The sequence below is a fragment of the Streptomyces coacervatus genome (genome assembly GCF_029223485.1).
Classification (GTDB): domain Bacteria; phylum Actinomycetota; class Actinomycetes; order Streptomycetales; family Streptomycetaceae; genus Streptomyces; species Streptomyces coacervatus.
Map to the genome: position 1 here is coordinate 187,067 of NZ_JARHTP010000004.1, position 15,717 is coordinate 202,783.

Sequence of the window (15,717 nt, forward strand, 5' to 3'; positions counted from 1 at the left end):
GGCGCTGCTAGTGTCACTGGGGTGACCCAGATCAAGCCTCAGATCAAGTTGCTGGCGACTGCCGCCTCGTGCCTCACCGACTCCAGCTGTCCGGCCGTCTTCGAGCTGCCCAGCGGCGACCTGGCCCTCATCGGCTCGGAAGCACCCGCGGAGTTGCTTGATCAGCTCCCCCAGGGCACCGGCGTGGGACCGGGCGAACGGCTTGTCGTCGTCCCCCGCAGCGTCGCCGTCGCAGCGGGATGGAAGCTCCCCCCTGCCTGAGAAGAGCAAGGCTTCGCACCGCTCACGGACCGTCAACCCGGCGGCGCTGGTAGGCGAGTTCAGCCATCTCGTAGAACTTCCACATGGCGCCCCCAGTCGCGGTTCCCATCATTCGGGATTCGCGTGACCGCTCCCAGAACTCGCGGATGATGTCGCTGCGGAACAGCAGGAACATGCTCGCTTCAACCTCGTCCGTCGATGTGTAGTTCACCGTGTACGCCATATAATGGAACGAAATGATCAGATTGGCGTACAGGAACTGCTTCCTCTTCTCCTCGGAGATGTCGGGCCCCCACCCCGGCCATACAGCAGCCAGCGCAGGATCGTCGATCGCGGCACTCAACAGAGCTTGATGCTGCTCCCGCACGGCCGCCTCGGCCATTCGCTGTGCGCACTCGTTGTTTATGCGCGCGTACTCGCTCTGCGACATCACCTCATTCAGCTGTGCGTCGAGCAACTCCCGCTGCATCTGTGTCTCTTGACGTTGCTGATGGAACGTCCGGACCATGAAGACGAGCACGATCATCGAGGTCACACCGGCTGCCGCCCCGAACGCCTGCCCCGCGTTGCCGCTTTGCGGAGACTGCAGTCCCGGTACGCGCACCAGAAACACAGTGACCAGAATCGAAGCGACGCAGGCCGCCACGACCAAAGCGGACGCGGCGGCCAGTTCCTTCAGCACCCTGAGCCCAGACATCGCCCCAGCTCCCCCCTGTGACGGCAACAGCAGCAGATCAGCCGGCTGTTCCTGTCCCCTCTCTGAAATGCCCTCGTGGCGTCACCGCGAACTGGCGCACCCACGGCGCAAAGAGGCACATGCCGTCAAGAAATCCCAGGCGTCCATCGGGCAGCTGTCGTACGTCAGTTGTCGCGGTACGCCTCCAGCAGCCGCAGCCACACCTCGCTGATCGTCGGGAACGACGGCACCGCGTGCCAGAGCCGGGCGATCGGGACCTGGCCGGCGACCGCGATCGTCGCCGAGTGGATGAGTTCGCCGACGCCGGGGCCGACGAAGGTGACTCCGCGCAGGATCTCCTCGTTCAGGTCGACGACCATGCGGGCGCGGCCGCGGTAGCCGTCGGCGTACAGGCCCGCGCCGGATGCGGAGGACATCTCGACGTCCACGGCCCGGACCCGGTACCCGGCCTGCTCCGCCTCCGCGAGGGAGAGGCCGACAGCCGCCGCCTCCGGGTCGGTGAAGACGACCTGTGGGACGGCGTGGTGGTCGGCGGTGGCGGCGTGGGCGCCCCAGGGGTCGGACTCCAGGAGCGGGACTCCGGAAGCGCGGGCGGCGATGGCGGCGCCGGCGATGCGGGCCTGGTACTTGCCCTGGTGGGTGAGGAGTGCGCGGTGGTTGACGTCGCCGACCGCGTACAGCCAGTCGCTGCCGGGCACCCGCAGGCTGTCGTCGACCGGCAGCCAGCTGCCCGGTTCGAGGCCGATCGTGTCGAGCCCGATGTCGCCGGTCTTCGGACGGCGGCCGGTGGCGAAGAGGATCTCGTCGGCCTCGATGCGGTCGCCCTGGTCGGTCACCACCACGACCGTGCCGTTCTCGCGGGCCACCGACTCGACCGAGGTGCCGGTGCGGACGTCCGCACCGGCCTCCGTAAGAGCCTCGGCGACCAGTTCTCCGGCGAACGGCTCCATGCGGTTCAGCAGGCCCTTGCCGCGGACGAGGACGGTCACCTGTGAGCCGAGGGCCTGCCAGGCGGTGGCCATCTCGGTGGCGACGACTCCCCCGCCGACGACGACGAGACGCCCGGGCACGGCCTGCGCGCTGGTCGCGTTCCGGCTGGTCCACGGCTTGACTTCGGCCAGGCCCGGTAGATCGGGCAGTACGGCATCGGTGCCGGTGCAGACGGCGACGGCGTGCCGGGCGGTGAGAACCTTCCGCCCGCCGTCCGAGGCGGTGACGGTCACCGTGCGCGGGCCGGTGAGGCGGCCGTGGCCGCGGTGGAGGTCGGCGCCGATGCTGTCCAGCCACAGGGCCGCGCCGTCGTCGTGCCAGTCGGAGGTGTAGTAGTTGCGGTGCGCGAGGACCGCCTCGGCGTCCAGCGGTCCCTGCACCGACTGGCGCAGACCGGGCACACGGCGGGCGTCCGCGCGGGCGATGACCGGGCGCAGCAGGGCCTTGCTGGGGATGCACGCCCAGTACGAGCACTCGCCGCCGACCAGCTCGCTCTCCACGACCGCGGTGGACAGGCCGGCCGCACGGGTGCGGTCGGCGACGTTCTCCCCCACGGGCCCGGCCCCGAGCACCACGACGTCGTACGCGATGGTTTCCGTTTCCGTCATGGGGTCAGTCTGGTGGGTGGTGTGCGCTCAGGCCACACGGGTAGGGGCGCGGAATACGCGACCGGCCGGCCGCGTTGTGCCGACGGCTTCGCCCCGACAGCAGGAAGAGGGATTTCAGGTCATGAGCAGCACCGTGGAGCTCACCAAGGAGAACTTCGACCAGACGGTCACGGACAACGAATTCGTCCTGATCGACTTCTGGGCGTCGTGGTGCGGGCCGTGCCGTCAGTTCGCGCCGGTCTACGAGAAGGCGGCGGAGGAAAACCCGGACCTGGTGTTCGGCAAGATCGACACCGAGGCGCAGCCGGAGCTGGCCGCGGCCTTCGGTATCCAGTCGATCCCGACGCTGATGATCGTCCGCGACCAGGTCGCCGTGTTCGCGCAGCCGGGCGCGCTGCCCGAGGCCGCCCTGACGGACGTCATCGGCCAGGCCCGCAAGCTCGACATGGACGAGGTCCGCAAGGCGGTCGCGGAGCAGCAGACGCAGGCCGAGCAGAACGGCCAGTAGTCGCCCGGATCAGAACGGGTACGGCGCCACGTCCCCGCGCACCGTCGTCCAGCGCACGTCGGTGAAGGCCTCCAGGTTGGCCTCGCCGCCGAAGCGGGCGCCGGTGCCGGACGCTGCGATGCCACCGAAGGGGGCCACGGCCTCGTCGTTCACCGTCTGGTCGTTGATGTGGACGATGCCGGTCGGGATGCGCTCGGCGAGGTCGAGGCCGCGAGCCGAGTCGCGGGTGACGATGCCGAGGGACAGGCCGTACTCCCCCGCCGATGCCAGGGCCGCCGCCTCGTCGGCGGTGGCGAAGGACCGTACCGGAGCGACCGGGCCGAAGACCTCCTCGGTGTATGCGGGGGTCTGGTCGTCGACGCCCGCGAGGACGGTCGGCCGGTAGAAGAGGCGTTCGTGGGTGCCGCCCGCGGCCAGCTTGGCGCCTCGGGACGTGCTCGCCTCGACCAGGCCGTGCACCTTGGTCAGCTGGGCGTCGTCGATGATGGGGCCGAGGTGGACCTGCTCGCGGTGCGGGTCGCCTACGGCGAGTGAGTCGGCCTTGGCCGCGAGGCGCTCGACGTACTCCTCGTACAGGGACTGGTGCACGAGGTGGCGGCCGGTCGTCATGCAGATCTGGCCCTGGTGGAAGAACGAGCCCCAGGCCGCCGTCGAGATCACCGCGTCGAGGTCGGCGTCCTCCAGCACGACCAGGGCGGAGTTGCCGCCGAGTTCCAGGTGGACGCGCTTGAGGTGGCGGCCGCCGGCCTCGCCGACCGCCCGGCCGGCTGCCGTGGAGCCGGTGAAGGAGATGACGGGGACCTTCGGGTCGGCGACCAGTGCCTGGCCGACGTCCGGGCCGCCCGGAAGTACGTGCAGCAGGTTCTCGGGCAGTCCTGCCTCGGCGAAGACCGCGGCGAGGGAGAGCCCGCCGCAGACCGCCGTGCGCGGGTCCGGCTTGAGGACGACCGCGTTGCCGAGCGCGAGGGCCGGGGCGACCGAGCGGATGGAGAGGATCAGCGGGGCGTTGAACGGGGAGATCACGCCGACCACGCCGACCGGGACCCGTCGTGTGTACGACAGCCGGGGCGCCTCGCTGGGCAGGACCTGTCCCGCCGGGCGGGAGGCCAGGGCTGCGGCCTCGTAGCACTCCTGGGCGGCGACGTGCAGCTCGAACTCGGCCTTGCCGGGGATGGAGCCGGACTCACGGACGATCCACTCGCGCAGCTCGTCTGTGTGCGCGGCGAACAGGTCGCCGGCCTTGCGCAGGACGCCGGCGCGGACGAAGTGCGGGACGCGGGCCCACTCGGCCTGGGCGGTGCGGGCGGCCTCGGCGGCCGTGCCCACGTCCTCGGCCGAGGCGAGGGTGACGGTGGCAAGGGTGTCCCCGGTGGCGGGCTCCGTAACGGCGTACTCCGGCCCCGACAGGGGGCGGGACTGCCAGGTCTTCGGGTCGAGCAACGGCATGACGGCTCTCCGTTTCGTCACCGGCGGGACTCAGGTCATGAGCGGAAGTCCCGAGTAGTTGGCGGCCAGTTCGGCGGCCGCGTGGCGGGATGCGGCGGTCCGGCGCAGACGTGTCAACTGCAGGCGGTTCTCGAACGCATCCCCATCTGGTTGAGCATGCAACATCTTAGTCATGTCGTACGAGAAGCGCGTGGCCTGCCACACGCGCGCGAGGCATATCTCCGAATAGGTGTCGAGGAGTTGCTCGGATCCCGTGCGGTGCAGCTCGGCGAAGGCGCGGGCGAGGACGCGGACGTCGGAGACGGCGAGGTTGAGGCCCTTGGCTCCGGTCGGCGGCACGATGTGGGCCGCGTCGCCGGCGAGCAGGAGACGGCCGTGGCGCATCGGCTCGTGGACGTAACTGCGCATCGTTGTCACGGACTTGGCGGTGATCGGGCCGCGGTGCAGGGTCCAGTCGGCGTCGATGGCGAGGCGGGCGGCGAGTTCGTCCCAGATGCGGTCGTCGGGCCAGTCGTCGGGGTCCGTGTCGTTGGGGACCTGGAGGTAGAGGCGGGACAGGTGCGGGGAGCGCATGCTGTGCAGGGCGAAGCCGCTCTCGCCGCGCGCGTAGACCAGTTCGTCGCAGGACGGTGCCACGTCGGCGAGGATCCCGAGCCAGGAGTACGGGTAGTCGTGCGCGTACGAGCGGCTGCTCGCGGCCGGGAACGTGTCGCGGGAGATGCCGTGGAAGCCGTCGCAGCCGATCACCCAGTCGCACGTCAGGGTCTGCTCGCGGCCCTCGTACAGGAAGCGCACGACCGGTGACGCGCTCTCCGGCTTCTCGATCGCGAGCGCCTCCGCCTCGAACAACAGCGGTGGCCCGTCGGCCAGTTGGAGGGCTACGAGGTCCTTCACGATCTCGGTCTGGGCGTAGATGGTGACGGTGCGGCCGCCGGTGAGCGCCGGGAAGTCGATGTGGTGGCGTGTGCGGTCGAAGCGGAGCTCGATGCCCTGGTGGACCAGGCCCTCGGCGGTGAGGCGCTGGGCGGCGTCGGCCTCGCGCAGGGCGTCGACCGTGCCCTGCTCCAGCATTCCGGCGCGCTGGCGGTGCTCGACGTACTCGCGGGTCCTGGCCTCCAGGACGACGCAGTCGATACCGGTGCGGTGCAGCAGCCGGGCCAGGAGCAGCCCGGCGGGGCCGCCGCCGATGATGCCGACCGTGGTGCGCATGCCCGCCTCCCGGGGGTTCAGCTGGAGTCGCGGTGGACCACCGTGGCGCCCAGCACCTTGTGCGTCTCGGGCGCGGCACCGGGGTTGCGGACCGCGCGGTCGACCAGTTCGGCGAGGTCGCGGCCGGACGGCAGCTCGATGTGGACCGTGCTCAGCCGGGGCCGCAGCAGCCGGCCGAGCATGAGGTCGTCGGCGCCGATGACGGCCGTGTCCTCCGGGACGCGCACTCCACCGTCCTGCAGGGCGCGCATCAGCAGCATCGCGTACTCGTCGTTGTACGCGAACACGGCGTCGAGGTCGAGTGCGCGCCAGCGGGCGGCGAGGCGTGCGGCGGATTCCTCCTCGTAGGCGAGGGGAAGTTCGGTGACGGTGGCGTCGGTGCCGTGCAGGGCGCGGCGCACGCCTTCGAGGCGGGGCAGGGAGAAGGACTCCAGGCCGTCCTCCTCGGGTACGACGACGCCGATGCGGCGCCGGCCGCGGTCGAAGAGGTGGCTGCCGGCGCAGTGGCCGACGGCCTCGTGGTCCATGAGCAGGGCGTGGGCGCCGTCGACGGAGTCGGGGCCGAGGGTGACGACGGCCCTGGCGCCGGAGCGTTTGAGCACCGTCACGCCCTGCGGGCCGAGGGACCCGGGGCCGGGCACCAGGACGGCGACGGGGCGCAGTTCGGCCCAGGCGCGGGCGGCCTCGTCGCCGTGCACGCCGACGGAGCCGTACTGCACGACCGTGTAGTCGAGGCGGCCGAGCGCCCACTGCAGCTCGCTGATGAACTGGCTGTAGAGGGGGCCGACCGGGAAGCTCGGCGCGGGCATCAGGACCATGCGGCTGTGCCCGGCGCGCAGGCTTCGGGCGGCCGCGTGCGGCACGTACCCGAGCTCCTTGGCGGCCTCGTGGACGCGGCGACGCGTGGGCTCGCTGATCCGTACGGCACTGGTGTTGTTGAGGACGTAGGAGACGGTCGCGCGCGAGACGCCGGCCAGGCGGGCCACATCGGCGCTCGTGGGCACGGAGCGCGGTGTGGAGGACGAGGGCGCGGGCGTTTTCGGTATCTGCACCATGACGTACGGCATCTTTGCAGAACCTGTGGCCGAGGCCACAGGGGGGCAGGGGCGAACATGTTCGTCACGAACTTGTTCGCAACGAACATGTTCGTTATCGTGGAGGCATGACAGACCGCCCCGACACCCCGCGCAGCCGCCGTGAGCGCCCGGCCAAGCCCGCTCTGACCAGGGCGGGCATCGTGGCTGCGGCCGTCGCGATCCTGCGCGCCGAGGGCCTGCAGAAGGTGACCATGCGGCGCCTGGCGCAGGAGCTCGACACCGGCCCCGCCTCGCTGTACGTCTACGTCCGCAACACCGCGGAGCTGCATGCGGCCGTCCTGGACGAGCTGCTGGGGACGGTCGGGCCGGCCCCGGCCGAAGGGTCGTGGCGGGAGCGGCTGGAGCGGGTGCTCACCGCGTACACCGCGATGCTCTTCGAGCACCCGAGCCTGGCCCGCTCCGCACTGACGTCCCGCCCGCACGGCCCGCACTACCTGAACCTGATCGAGACACTGCTGGCCCTGCTCGACGAGGGCGGTGTCCCGCCCGCGCAGGCCGCCTGGGGCGTGGACCTGCTGCTGCAGCACGCCACCGCGACAGCCGCCGAGCACGCCGGCGACGGGCAGCCCGAGGAGGACTGGGACGCCCTGCGCCGCAACCTGTTCGGCGTCTCGGAGCGGACCCACCCGCGCATCGCCGCCGTCGGCGGCTCCCTCCTGTCGGGTGCGCCCGAAGACCGCCTGTCCTGGGCACTGAGGGCGCTGATCGCGGGCATCGAACGGACCGCCGTACCCGACTGACCTCAAGGAGTACGACATGACCACGCATCACCCCACAGCCATCGTGGGCGCCGGTCTCGGCGGCCTCGCGCTCGCCCGTGTGCTGCAGGTGCACGGCATCGAGGCGGCCGTCTTCGACCTGGACGTCTCCCCCGCCGCCCGCACCCAGGGCGGCATGCTCGACATCCACCACGACTCCGGCCAGGTGGCGCTGCGCGCCGCGGGCCTGTACGAGGAGTTCCGCGCGCTGGTCCACCCGGGCGGCGAGGCCATGCGCATCCTCGACAAGGACGCGGTGGTCCGCATGGAGGAGGCGGACGACGGCAACGGCGGCCGCCCCGAGATCGACCGCGGCGACCTTCGCGGACTGCTCCTCGGCTCGCTGCCCGAGGGCACCGTCCGCTGGGGCGCCAGGGTCACCGGCGCGCGGCCGCTGGGCGGCGGCCGGCACGAGGTGACGCTCGCCGACGGCACCGTCTTCACCACGGACCTGCTGGTGGGCGCGGACGGCGCCTGGTCCCGCATCCGGCCGCTGGTCTCCGCCGCCGAGCCCGCCTACACCGGCGTCTCGTTCGTCGAGGCGGATCTGCGGGACGCGGATCTGCGACACCCGGTGAGCGCCGGGGTCGTCGGCGGGGGCATGCTGTTCGCGCTCGGGGCCGGGCGGGGCTTCCTCGCGCACCGCGAGAGCGACGGCAGCCTGCATGTCTATGCGGCGCTCCAGGCGCCCGAGGAGTGGCTCGACGGCATCGACTGCACCGACCCCGAGGCGGCCAAGGAGGCCGTGCTGGAGCACTTCGCGGACTGGGACAAGAGCCTGCGGGCGCTGGTCGCGGACGCCGACGGCGCCCTGGTCCCGCGGCGCATCCACGCCCTGCCGGTCGGGCACCGCTGGAAGCGCGTCCCCGGCGTGACGCTTCTCGGCGACGCCGCGCACCTGATGTCCCCGTTCGCGGGCGAGGGCGCCAACCTCGCCCTGCTGGACGGGGCCGAGCTGGGCCTGGCGCTCGCCGCGCACCCGGGCGCCACCGAGGCCGCGCTCGCCGCATACGAGGAGAAGCTGTTCCCGCGCAGCGAGCGCTCCGCCGCCGAGTCGGCCCGTAACTCGGTCCTGCTGTTCCGTGCCGATGCGCCGCAGGGCCTCGTGGACGCCTTCACGGCCTGGCGCTGAGCCGAGCTCAGCGGGGCGGCTGCGTCCCCGTCACCCGGGCGACCAGGTCGACCCAGCCCTTCTCCAGCCGCTCCAGCGGCATCCCGCACTGCCTGGTCAGATGGTGGATCAGGGCGGGGTCGAGATAGCTCATCAGGGCCTGGGCGAGGAGTTCGCAGTCGGCGTCCGGCACGATCTGCCGGAGCAGGATCGTGACGTGTGTGTGCAGCGCCCGGAGCGACGGGTGGGCGAAGCGGCGGGTCGGTTCCGGCTGGGCGGCCAGCTGCAGGTCCAGCTGCTCGACCGCGCGATACAGCACCGCCACACCGAACGCCCGCAGCCGCTCGATCGCCGGCGCCCCGGGACCCAGCGGCGGCGGCCCGCCGAGGAAGTCGGCCTGCAGCGTCTTCGCCGAATGGTCCAGCAGCGCCGTCAGCAGCCCGGTGCGGTCGCCGAAGCGCCGGAAGACGGTCCCCTTGCCCACGTGGGCCGCCGCGGCCACCGCCTCCATCGTGACCCCGGCCACCCCGTGCTCCGCGATCAGCCGTGTGGCCGCCTCCAGCAGCCGGGCCCGGTTCCGGGCGGCGTCGGCGCGCAGGCACGGCTCGTCCTCGGCGGAGCCGAGCTGCAGCAACTCGGGCTCGCCGATGGGCTCTTGGGGCCTCTCGAAGGGCGGCAGGGTGGCGGACATGAAGACAGCGTAAAGCATCGGGAACAAAACTGGACCGCGGTCCGCTTAGGATGCTAGAAAGTTAAAGCGGACCTCGGTCCGGATCGTAACGTCAATGTTTCAGCATCTTGGAGTTCGCATGTCTGTTCGCATCCTTGCGCTCGTCGGCAGCCTTCGCGCCGGTTCGCACAACCGCCAGCTCGCCGAGGCGGCCGTCAAGTTCGCGCCCGAGGGTGCCGACGTGGAGATCTTCGAGGGCCTGGCCGAGATCCCGTTCTACAACGAGGACATCGACGTCGAGGGCAACGTCCCGGCCGCCGCGGCCAGGATCCGTGAGGCCGCGCAGGCCGCCGACGGCTTCCTGCTCTTCGTCCCCGAGTACAACGGCACCATCCCCGCCGTGCTGAAGAACGCCATCGACTGGCTGTCCCGCCCGTACGGCGCCGGTGCCTTCGGCGGCAAGCCGGCCGCCGTGGTCGGCACCGCGTTCGGCCAGTTCGGCGGCGTCTGGGCGCAGGACGAGACCCGCAAGGCCCTGGGCATCGCCGGCGCCAAGGTCCTGGAGGACGTCAAGCTCTCCATCCCCGGCTCCGTGGTCCGCTTCGCCGAGACCCACCCGGCGGACGACGCCGAGGTCGCGGGGCAGCTGACCGAGGTCGTGGCGAGCCTGCACGGCCACGCGGGCGAGGTCGCTGCCGCCTGATCCGGCGACAGCACACCCTGAAGGGCCGGAGCGCACCAGCTCCGGCCCCTTCTGTATGCCGGGCCGGCGCGGCGGCTGCCCCGCCGTGCCCGTGTCAGGCCACCGCCGTGGGCGGCCGTTCGCACAGTCCGGCAGTGCGGCCGCGACCGCGGGCCGTTCCCGGGCGCCCCGGTGGGTGCAGGTGAGCAGCTTGCGGTGCGGGGTGCGCGTGCAGTGCACCCGGGTGATCGGCAGGTGCGGGGTGAGGCGGGCTAGGCGTGGGATCAGTGCGACGCCCGGGCGGTTGGCCACCAGATGGGCGGTGACGTCCCAGTCCAGCGCGTGATGGGCTGTCCGGCACGGGGGCGATCCAGTTCTCGTGCGGCCAGGGGGTGTCCCTCTGGTACGACGAGGTCGAACGGGTCGTCCAGGAGCGGCTGTTGGTCGTAACGGGCGTCGCTCAGCGGCGGGTTGTGCGGGGTGGCCTCGACGATCGCCAGGTCGATCTCCCCTTCGAAGAGCAGGTCGAAGCTCTCCGGGACGCCCGGCTCCTGGATGCGGACGGACAGTCTCGGATGGCGTTCCTGCAGCCGGGCCGCCATCGGGGCGAGAAGCACCGAGACGGCCACGGGAAACCGCTCACGCGCAGCGGCCCGGCCGGGTCGCCGTGATCGGCGCGCAGGTCGAGCTCGGCCTGTTCCCAGCGGGCCTGGATCGCGTCCGCGTGGGCCGGCAGGCTCTCGGCGGCCGGGGTGATCCGTACCCCGCGACCTTGCGGTTCGAGGAGGTCGACGCCCACGTCGCGGGCGAGCTCGCGGATCTGCTGGGAGGCCGCCGAGGTGGTGACGTGCAGGGCGCGGGCGGCGGCGGTGACCGTGCCGATGGGGTTCCCCGGGTTCGAGCGAAGTCGAGAACTGGGGGGGGCGACCGCCCTGAGGACGTGCAGTCGCCGCACGAGTTGCCATGATCGGCACGACCGGCGTCGGCTGCCCGTACTGCGGTTGGCGCGACGACGCCGAGCCCTTCCAGGTGGTGTCACGGCACAGCACCGCTGCGGGCCGCACCGTGTGGACCCGGTGCGGCTGCGGCTCGCTGCAGGTCCGGGTGGTCGACGGCTGCGGGATGCGCGTCGTCTCCCGCAGCCGGCCCGCCCGAACGCGGCGCGGACTCAGTCCAGTTCGGCCAGGCGCGGGACCACCGCGCCGACGAAGCGTTCCATCCAGGCCGCGGTCTCGCCCAGGCGCGGCGACAGGATCACGGTGTCGATGCCGAGTTTCGCGTAGCCGGTGACGTCCCGCAGGAAGGCGTCGGCGTTCCCGTCGTCGACCGTCTCACCGCTGTAGGCGATGGTCTTCCGGATCCGGTCGTAGTCGCGTCCCAGGGTGTCGCAGTGGCCGCGCAGCACGTCGAGCTTGTGCCGGACCTCCTCGGGGGACGTGCCGAAGAGGTTGCAGGCGTCGGCGTACTGGGCGACCAGGCGGAGCGTCTTCTTCTCGCCGCCCCCGCCGATCATGATCTCGGGGTGCGGGCCGCTGACCGGCGCCGGGACGCACAGGGTCTCGGCAAGCTTGTAGTGCTTGCCCTCGAAGGGGCCGTTCGCCTCCGGGTCCCACATCTGCAGACAGATCCGCAGGGTCTCCTCCAGCCGTTCGAAGCGCTCCGCCAGTGGCGGGAACGGCACGCCGAGCCCCTCGTGCTCGCGGTCGTACCAGGCCGCGCCGATACCGAGGGTGGCGCGGCCGCCGGACAAGACGTCGAGCGAGGTGACGATCTTGGCGAGCAGTCCGGGGTGACGGTAGGTCACGCCGGTGACCAGTGCGCCCAGCCGGACCGTGGAGGTGTGGCCCGCGAGATAGCCGAGGGTCGTGTAGGCCTCCAGCATGGGGTCCTCGGCGCCGCCGTTGAACTCCATCTGGAAGTAGTGGTCCATGACCGACAGCCAACTGACGCCGGCCGCCTCGGCGGCGGCGCCCGCGGCGGCGAGTTCGGCGCCGAGGGCGGGCCCGCCGCCGGTGTGGTCGAACCGGTTGATGTGTACGCCCACCCGCATGTCGTTCTCCGTTCGCCCGGACCGTAGCCGTCCTGCCGACGCTAGGACTTCGAGCGCTCTCGAAGTCAAGCGCCTGCGGCCAGTCGGTCTCCGAGCGGGCTGCGCCGGTACAGCACGCGGCGCCCGTCGCGGGCCCTCGTGACGAGCCCGGTCGCGTGCAGCACCTGCAGGTGCTGGGAGACGGCGCTCGGTGTCACTCCGAGCAGGCGGGCGAGCTCGACGGTGGGGAGTGGTTCGGCGAGCAGGCGCAGAACTGTGGTCCGGGGCGCGCCGAGCAGCGCGGAGAGCGCCGAGGTGTCGGGGCCGGGGGCGGCCTCCCACAGGGTGGCGGCGCCTCGGCTCGGGTAGGCCAGCATCGGCGGTTCGTCGGCGCTGAGAGGCGGCGCGGGCTTGTGGGCGAACAGCGACGGCACCAGGCGCAGGCCGCGGCCGGCGCCGTCGACCCGGTGCCGGCCGATCATGTGGTCCACGTGCAGCACGCCGCCTCGCCAGGTGAGGTTGCGGTGCAGGTCGGCGAAGAGCAGTCGGGCACCGCCCATGGCCAACTGGCGTGCGCGGTGGGTGATGTCGGCCTCCAGCAGGAGCCGCATCCGCGGCCAGTCCGGGAGAATGGCCAACTGCCAGTAGCGGAGCAGGAGTTCGCAGAGCTCCTCCAGCCAGTCGGCGACGGACCCCGTGACGGGTTGCAGCGCCTCGGGGAGCGGGCGCGGTGCATGTGCCGCGCACAGATCGCGTCGTACGACTTCTTCGGGCGTGGCGCGTACGACGGCGAGCTGGTCCTCGATGGTGGGCGCGAAGGTCGTCGGCCGGGGCGTGAGGAAGTCGGGCAGGGTGAGGGTCTCGCCGACCAGGGCAGTCAGGAGGCGGGCGTCGGCGGGGTCGAGCCGGGCGAGCACGGAACGGCGCCAGGGGACGTGCAGCGGGAAGAGGGCGGGGGCGCGCAGCGCGCGCAGGCTGCCCATCACCTCGCGCAACGGCGAGATCGCGAAGCGGGTGTCCGCGAGATCGTCGACGTCGAGCAGGAAGCTGATCATTAAGCCTCCGGCTACATCCTTTGGCAACCGCCGGTCGGTGCCGTGGACTTCGGTGCATGACGGATCACAACTCCGGGCAGCGTACCGCCGGACACCGGCTGATTCTGCTGTTGTCCCTCGCCTGCGGGGTCGCCGTGGGCAATGTCTACTTCCCGCAGGCGATCAGCCCGTTGGTGGCCGCCGGGCTCGGTGTCCCGCCCGGTTCGGCCGCCTCGGTGGTGACGGCGACGCAGTTCGGGTACGCGGCCGGGATCTTCCTGCTCGTGCCGCTCGGCGACCGGCTGGCCCCGCGTCGGCTGATCGTCACGCTGCTCTCACTGACCGGTCTCGGCCTGCTCGCCGCGAGCAGCGCGCGGGCCCTGCTGCCGCTCGCCGCCGCGGGCCTCCTCGTCGGGGTGACGACGGTGGTCGCTCCGCTCGCCGGTCCACTCGCGGCCGGGCTGGTGCCCGCCGAGCGCCGTGGGGTGGTCGGCGGCACCCTGCTGAGCGGCTCCATCGCCGGGATGCTGCTCTCCCGCACCTTCGGCAGTGCGCTCGGCGACTGGCTGGGCTGGCGGGCCCCGTACCTGCTGTCGGCGGCGCTCTCCCTGACGGTGGCCGCCCTCCTCGCCCGCACACTGCCCGCCACTCCCCCGCCCACGGCCCACCGTTACCCGGCGCTGCTCGCCGAACCGCTGCGGCTGCTGCGCACCGGACCCGAGCTGCGGCGCTCCTGCCTCTACCAGGCCGCGGTGTTCGCCGGTTTCTCTGCGGTGTGGACCGGCGTGACGCTGCTGCTCACGGGTCCGGTGTACGGCATGAGCGCGCACTCCGCGGGGCTGCTCGCGCTGGTCAACGCGGCGACCATGCTGTGCACGCCGCTCGCGGGGCGGCTGGTGGACCGCCGGGGGCCGGACGCGGTGAACCTCGGCTGCTTCCTCGTGGTCGGCGTCTCGGCCCCGGTCCTGGCGTTCGGCGGGCTCGGCGGCGCGGCCGGGCTGACAGCGCTGGTCGTGGGCACCTTGCTGCTCGACGTGGGGATGCAGTCAGGGATGGTCGCCAACCAGGTGCGGATCTACGCGCTCGGCGACGGCGTCCGCAGTCGACTCAACACCGCGTACATGACATGCGGCTACCTCGGCGGCACCCTGGGCTCCTGGCTCGGGGCCCGCGCCTACGCCCGTTTCGGCTGGTCAGGAGTGTGCGGACTGGTCGCCGTGCTGACCGTGACGGCCCTCGCCCGACACCTGATGGCCACCGGCCGGGTACCACGGTGGTCTCCCGGCGCGGCGGCCGGGAACGGACCGCTCCCGGCCCCGGGGCCGACCTGTTCACAAGAGTCAACGGCCGGTACTCGGTGACCGGCGCCGGCCAGGACACCTGGTGGTGGCTGCGCCGGTTCGGCTGCACCGGCCGGATCGTCTCCTTCGAGCCCACCGCGCAGGCCTTCGAGCGGCTGGGCACGGCCCGCCGCCGCCGACCCCGAATGGCAGGTGTACCACCTCGGCCTGGGCCACGAGGACACGGTCGGCTCCGTCCACATGGGCTGGCCTGGCACGGTTCCGCGGCCCGTAAGGGCGCGGGGCACCGCCCTTCCAGTGGAGCGCTCAGGCGCGGCCCGCCTCGGCCGCGTCCCGCTTCTCCTCCGCCGCCTGCTCCTCCTGCTTCTTCGAGGCCCGCAGGCTGGTGACGGTCGTGACCGTCAGAACCAGCACGATGAAGCCGAGCGAGAAGGGGATGGAGATCTCCGGGACGTGGACGCCGGACTCGTGCAGCGCGTGCAGCACCAGCTTCACGCCGATGAAGCCGAGGATGATCGACAGGCCGTAGCTGAGGTGGACCAGCTTCTTCAGCAGTCCGCCGATCAGGAAGTACAGCTGCCTGAGGCCCATCAGCGCGAAGGCGTTGGCGGTGAACACGATGTACGGGTCCTGGGTCAGACCGTAGATGGCGGGAATGGAGTCCAGGGCGAACAGGACGTCGGTGGAGCCGATCGCCAGCATCACGACCAGCATCGGCGTCATCACGCGCTTGCCGTTCTGCTCGATCCACAGCTTGGTGCCGTGGTAGCGGTCGGCCACGCCGAAACGCTTCTCCACCATCTTCAGCAGCTTGTTCTCCTGGTACTCCTCCTCGTGCTCCTCCTTGCGGGCGTCCTGGATCAGCTTCCAGGCGGTCCAGATCAGGAAGGCGCCGAAGAGGTAGAACACCCAGGAGAAGGCGGAGATGATCGCCGCTCCGGCCGCGATGAAGCCCGCGCGCAGCACCAGGGCGACCAGGACGCCGACCATCAGCACCCGCTGCTGGTACTGCGAGGGCACCGCGAACTTCCCCATGATCAGGACGAAGACGAAGAGGTTGTCGACGCTCAGCGACTTCTCCGTGATGTATCCGGCGAAGAACTCACCGGTGGGCCCGGCGCCGCCGTACAGGTACAGCCCGATACCGAAGAGACAGGCCAGCACCACCCAGACGATCGTCCAGGTCCCTGCTTCCTTGATGGACACGTCATGGGGCTTGCGGCCGACGAAGAAGTCGACGGCGACGAGCGCGCACAGGGCTGCGACGGTCAGCAGCCAGACAGTGAGGGATACGTTCACGGGTGGTGCTCCTGGTG

Annotated in this window: 16 protein-coding genes and 2 pseudogenes; 7 read left to right on the forward strand and 11 right to left on the reverse strand. The window is 71.6% G+C overall.

Annotated elements, in window-relative coordinates; translation table 11 throughout:
- The first annotated feature begins 21 nt into the window (after positions 1-21).
- On the forward strand, positions 22-261 hold the full coding sequence (locus tag P2Q00_RS11730; RefSeq protein WP_275772128.1) for a hypothetical protein: 240 nt from the start codon (positions 22-24) through the stop codon (positions 259-261).
- A gap of 22 nt (positions 262-283) precedes the next feature.
- On the opposite strand, the gene P2Q00_RS11735 is transcribed toward P2Q00_RS11730, so the two are convergent.
- Positions 284-958: a DUF6082 family protein gene (locus P2Q00_RS11735; protein ID WP_275772130.1), complete on the reverse strand. Its 675-nt coding sequence runs from the start codon at positions 956-958 to the stop codon at positions 284-286.
- A 164-nt stretch (positions 959-1,122) separates the two neighbouring features.
- Entirely contained in the window at positions 1,123-2,556 is a 1,434-nt protein-coding gene (locus tag P2Q00_RS11740) for a dihydrolipoyl dehydrogenase family protein (protein WP_275772132.1), read from the reverse strand.
- Positions 2,557-2,677: 121 nt separating this feature from the next.
- Here P2Q00_RS11740 and trxA point away from each other — a divergent pair, with 121 nt between their 5' ends.
- Entirely contained in the window at positions 2,678-3,064 is a 387-nt protein-coding gene (gene trxA, locus P2Q00_RS11745) for a thioredoxin (RefSeq protein WP_275772134.1), read from the forward strand.
- Between the two features lie 9 nt (positions 3,065-3,073).
- Here trxA and P2Q00_RS11750 read toward each other — a convergent pair whose 3' ends face one another.
- From P2Q00_RS11750 to P2Q00_RS11760, 3 genes are read right to left on the reverse strand one after another with little or no spacing between them, the layout of a single operon-like run.
- The gene (locus P2Q00_RS11750; RefSeq protein WP_275772135.1) at positions 3,074-4,510 is read right to left on the reverse strand and encodes a benzaldehyde dehydrogenase; all 1,437 of its coding nucleotides are present in this window, start codon (positions 4,508-4,510) and stop codon (positions 3,074-3,076) included.
- 30 nt (positions 4,511-4,540) lie between these two features.
- A complete protein-coding gene (locus P2Q00_RS11755; RefSeq protein WP_275772136.1) occupies positions 4,541-5,719 on the reverse strand; it encodes a 4-hydroxybenzoate 3-monooxygenase in 1,179 nt (392 codons plus the stop codon).
- A 17-nt stretch (positions 5,720-5,736) separates the two neighbouring features.
- Entirely contained in the window at positions 5,737-6,786 is a 1,050-nt protein-coding gene (locus tag P2Q00_RS11760) for a LacI family DNA-binding transcriptional regulator (protein ID WP_275772138.1), read from the reverse strand.
- A gap of 95 nt (positions 6,787-6,881) precedes the next feature.
- Between P2Q00_RS11760 and P2Q00_RS11765 the strand changes: the two genes are divergently transcribed.
- Together P2Q00_RS11765 and P2Q00_RS11770 are read left to right on the forward strand one after the other, a co-directional pair.
- Positions 6,882-7,556 carry a TetR/AcrR family transcriptional regulator gene (locus tag P2Q00_RS11765; RefSeq protein WP_275772139.1) on the forward strand — a complete coding sequence of 225 codons (675 nt, stop codon included), beginning with the start codon at positions 6,882-6,884 and terminating at the stop codon, positions 7,554-7,556.
- A 16-nt stretch (positions 7,557-7,572) separates the two neighbouring features.
- The gene (locus P2Q00_RS11770; RefSeq protein WP_275772140.1) at positions 7,573-8,706 is read left to right on the forward strand and encodes an FAD-dependent oxidoreductase; all 1,134 of its coding nucleotides are present in this window, start codon (positions 7,573-7,575) and stop codon (positions 8,704-8,706) included.
- A 7-nt stretch (positions 8,707-8,713) separates the two neighbouring features.
- Here P2Q00_RS11770 and P2Q00_RS11775 read toward each other — a convergent pair whose 3' ends face one another.
- Positions 8,714-9,394, reverse strand: coding sequence for a TetR/AcrR family transcriptional regulator (locus P2Q00_RS11775; protein WP_275772141.1), 681 nt, complete (start codon positions 9,392-9,394; stop codon positions 8,714-8,716).
- Positions 9,395-9,494: 100 nt separating this feature from the next.
- Between P2Q00_RS11775 and P2Q00_RS11780 the strand changes: the two genes are divergently transcribed.
- A complete protein-coding gene (locus P2Q00_RS11780) occupies positions 9,495-10,058 on the forward strand; it encodes an NAD(P)H-dependent oxidoreductase (RefSeq protein WP_275772142.1) in 564 nt (187 codons plus the stop codon).
- A gap of 263 nt (positions 10,059-10,321) precedes the next feature.
- Here P2Q00_RS11780 and P2Q00_RS51095 read toward each other — a convergent pair whose 3' ends face one another.
- Both P2Q00_RS51095 and P2Q00_RS51100 read right to left on the reverse strand, forming a co-directional pair.
- The gene (locus P2Q00_RS51095) at positions 10,322-10,666 is read right to left on the reverse strand and encodes a LysR substrate-binding domain-containing protein (protein WP_425579584.1); all 345 of its coding nucleotides are present in this window, start codon (positions 10,664-10,666) and stop codon (positions 10,322-10,324) included.
- A gap of 170 nt (positions 10,667-10,836) precedes the next feature.
- Positions 10,837-11,076: pseudogene (locus P2Q00_RS51100) on the reverse strand (helix-turn-helix domain-containing protein); the annotation flags it as partial.
- Between P2Q00_RS51100 and P2Q00_RS11790 the strand changes: the two are divergent.
- Positions 11,001-11,189: pseudogene (locus P2Q00_RS11790) on the forward strand (hypothetical protein); the annotation flags it as partial. The pseudogenes P2Q00_RS51100 and P2Q00_RS11790 overlap by 76 nt on opposite strands.
- A 16-nt stretch (positions 11,190-11,205) precedes the next feature.
- Here the strand turns inward: P2Q00_RS11790 and P2Q00_RS11795 are convergent.
- Together P2Q00_RS11795 and P2Q00_RS11800 are read right to left on the reverse strand one after the other, a co-directional pair.
- The gene (locus P2Q00_RS11795) at positions 11,206-12,087 is read right to left on the reverse strand and encodes an LLM class F420-dependent oxidoreductase (protein ID WP_275772143.1); all 882 of its coding nucleotides are present in this window, start codon (positions 12,085-12,087) and stop codon (positions 11,206-11,208) included.
- A gap of 65 nt (positions 12,088-12,152) precedes the next feature.
- Complete coding sequence (locus P2Q00_RS11800; RefSeq protein ID WP_275772145.1) at positions 12,153-13,121, reverse strand: ArsR/SmtB family transcription factor; 969 nt, start codon at positions 13,119-13,121, stop codon at positions 12,153-12,155.
- Positions 13,122-13,177: 56 nt separating this feature from the next.
- Between P2Q00_RS11800 and P2Q00_RS11805 the strand changes: the two genes are divergently transcribed.
- A complete protein-coding gene (locus P2Q00_RS11805; protein ID WP_338059308.1) occupies positions 13,178-14,461 on the forward strand; it encodes an MFS transporter in 1,284 nt (427 codons plus the stop codon).
- A gap of 246 nt (positions 14,462-14,707) precedes the next feature.
- Here the strand turns inward: P2Q00_RS11805 and P2Q00_RS11810 are convergent, their stop codons facing one another.
- Positions 14,708-15,700, reverse strand: a complete 993-nt coding sequence (locus P2Q00_RS11810; protein WP_275772148.1) for a TerC family protein — start codon at positions 15,698-15,700, stop codon at positions 14,708-14,710.
- Positions 15,701-15,717 lie beyond the last annotated feature (17 nt).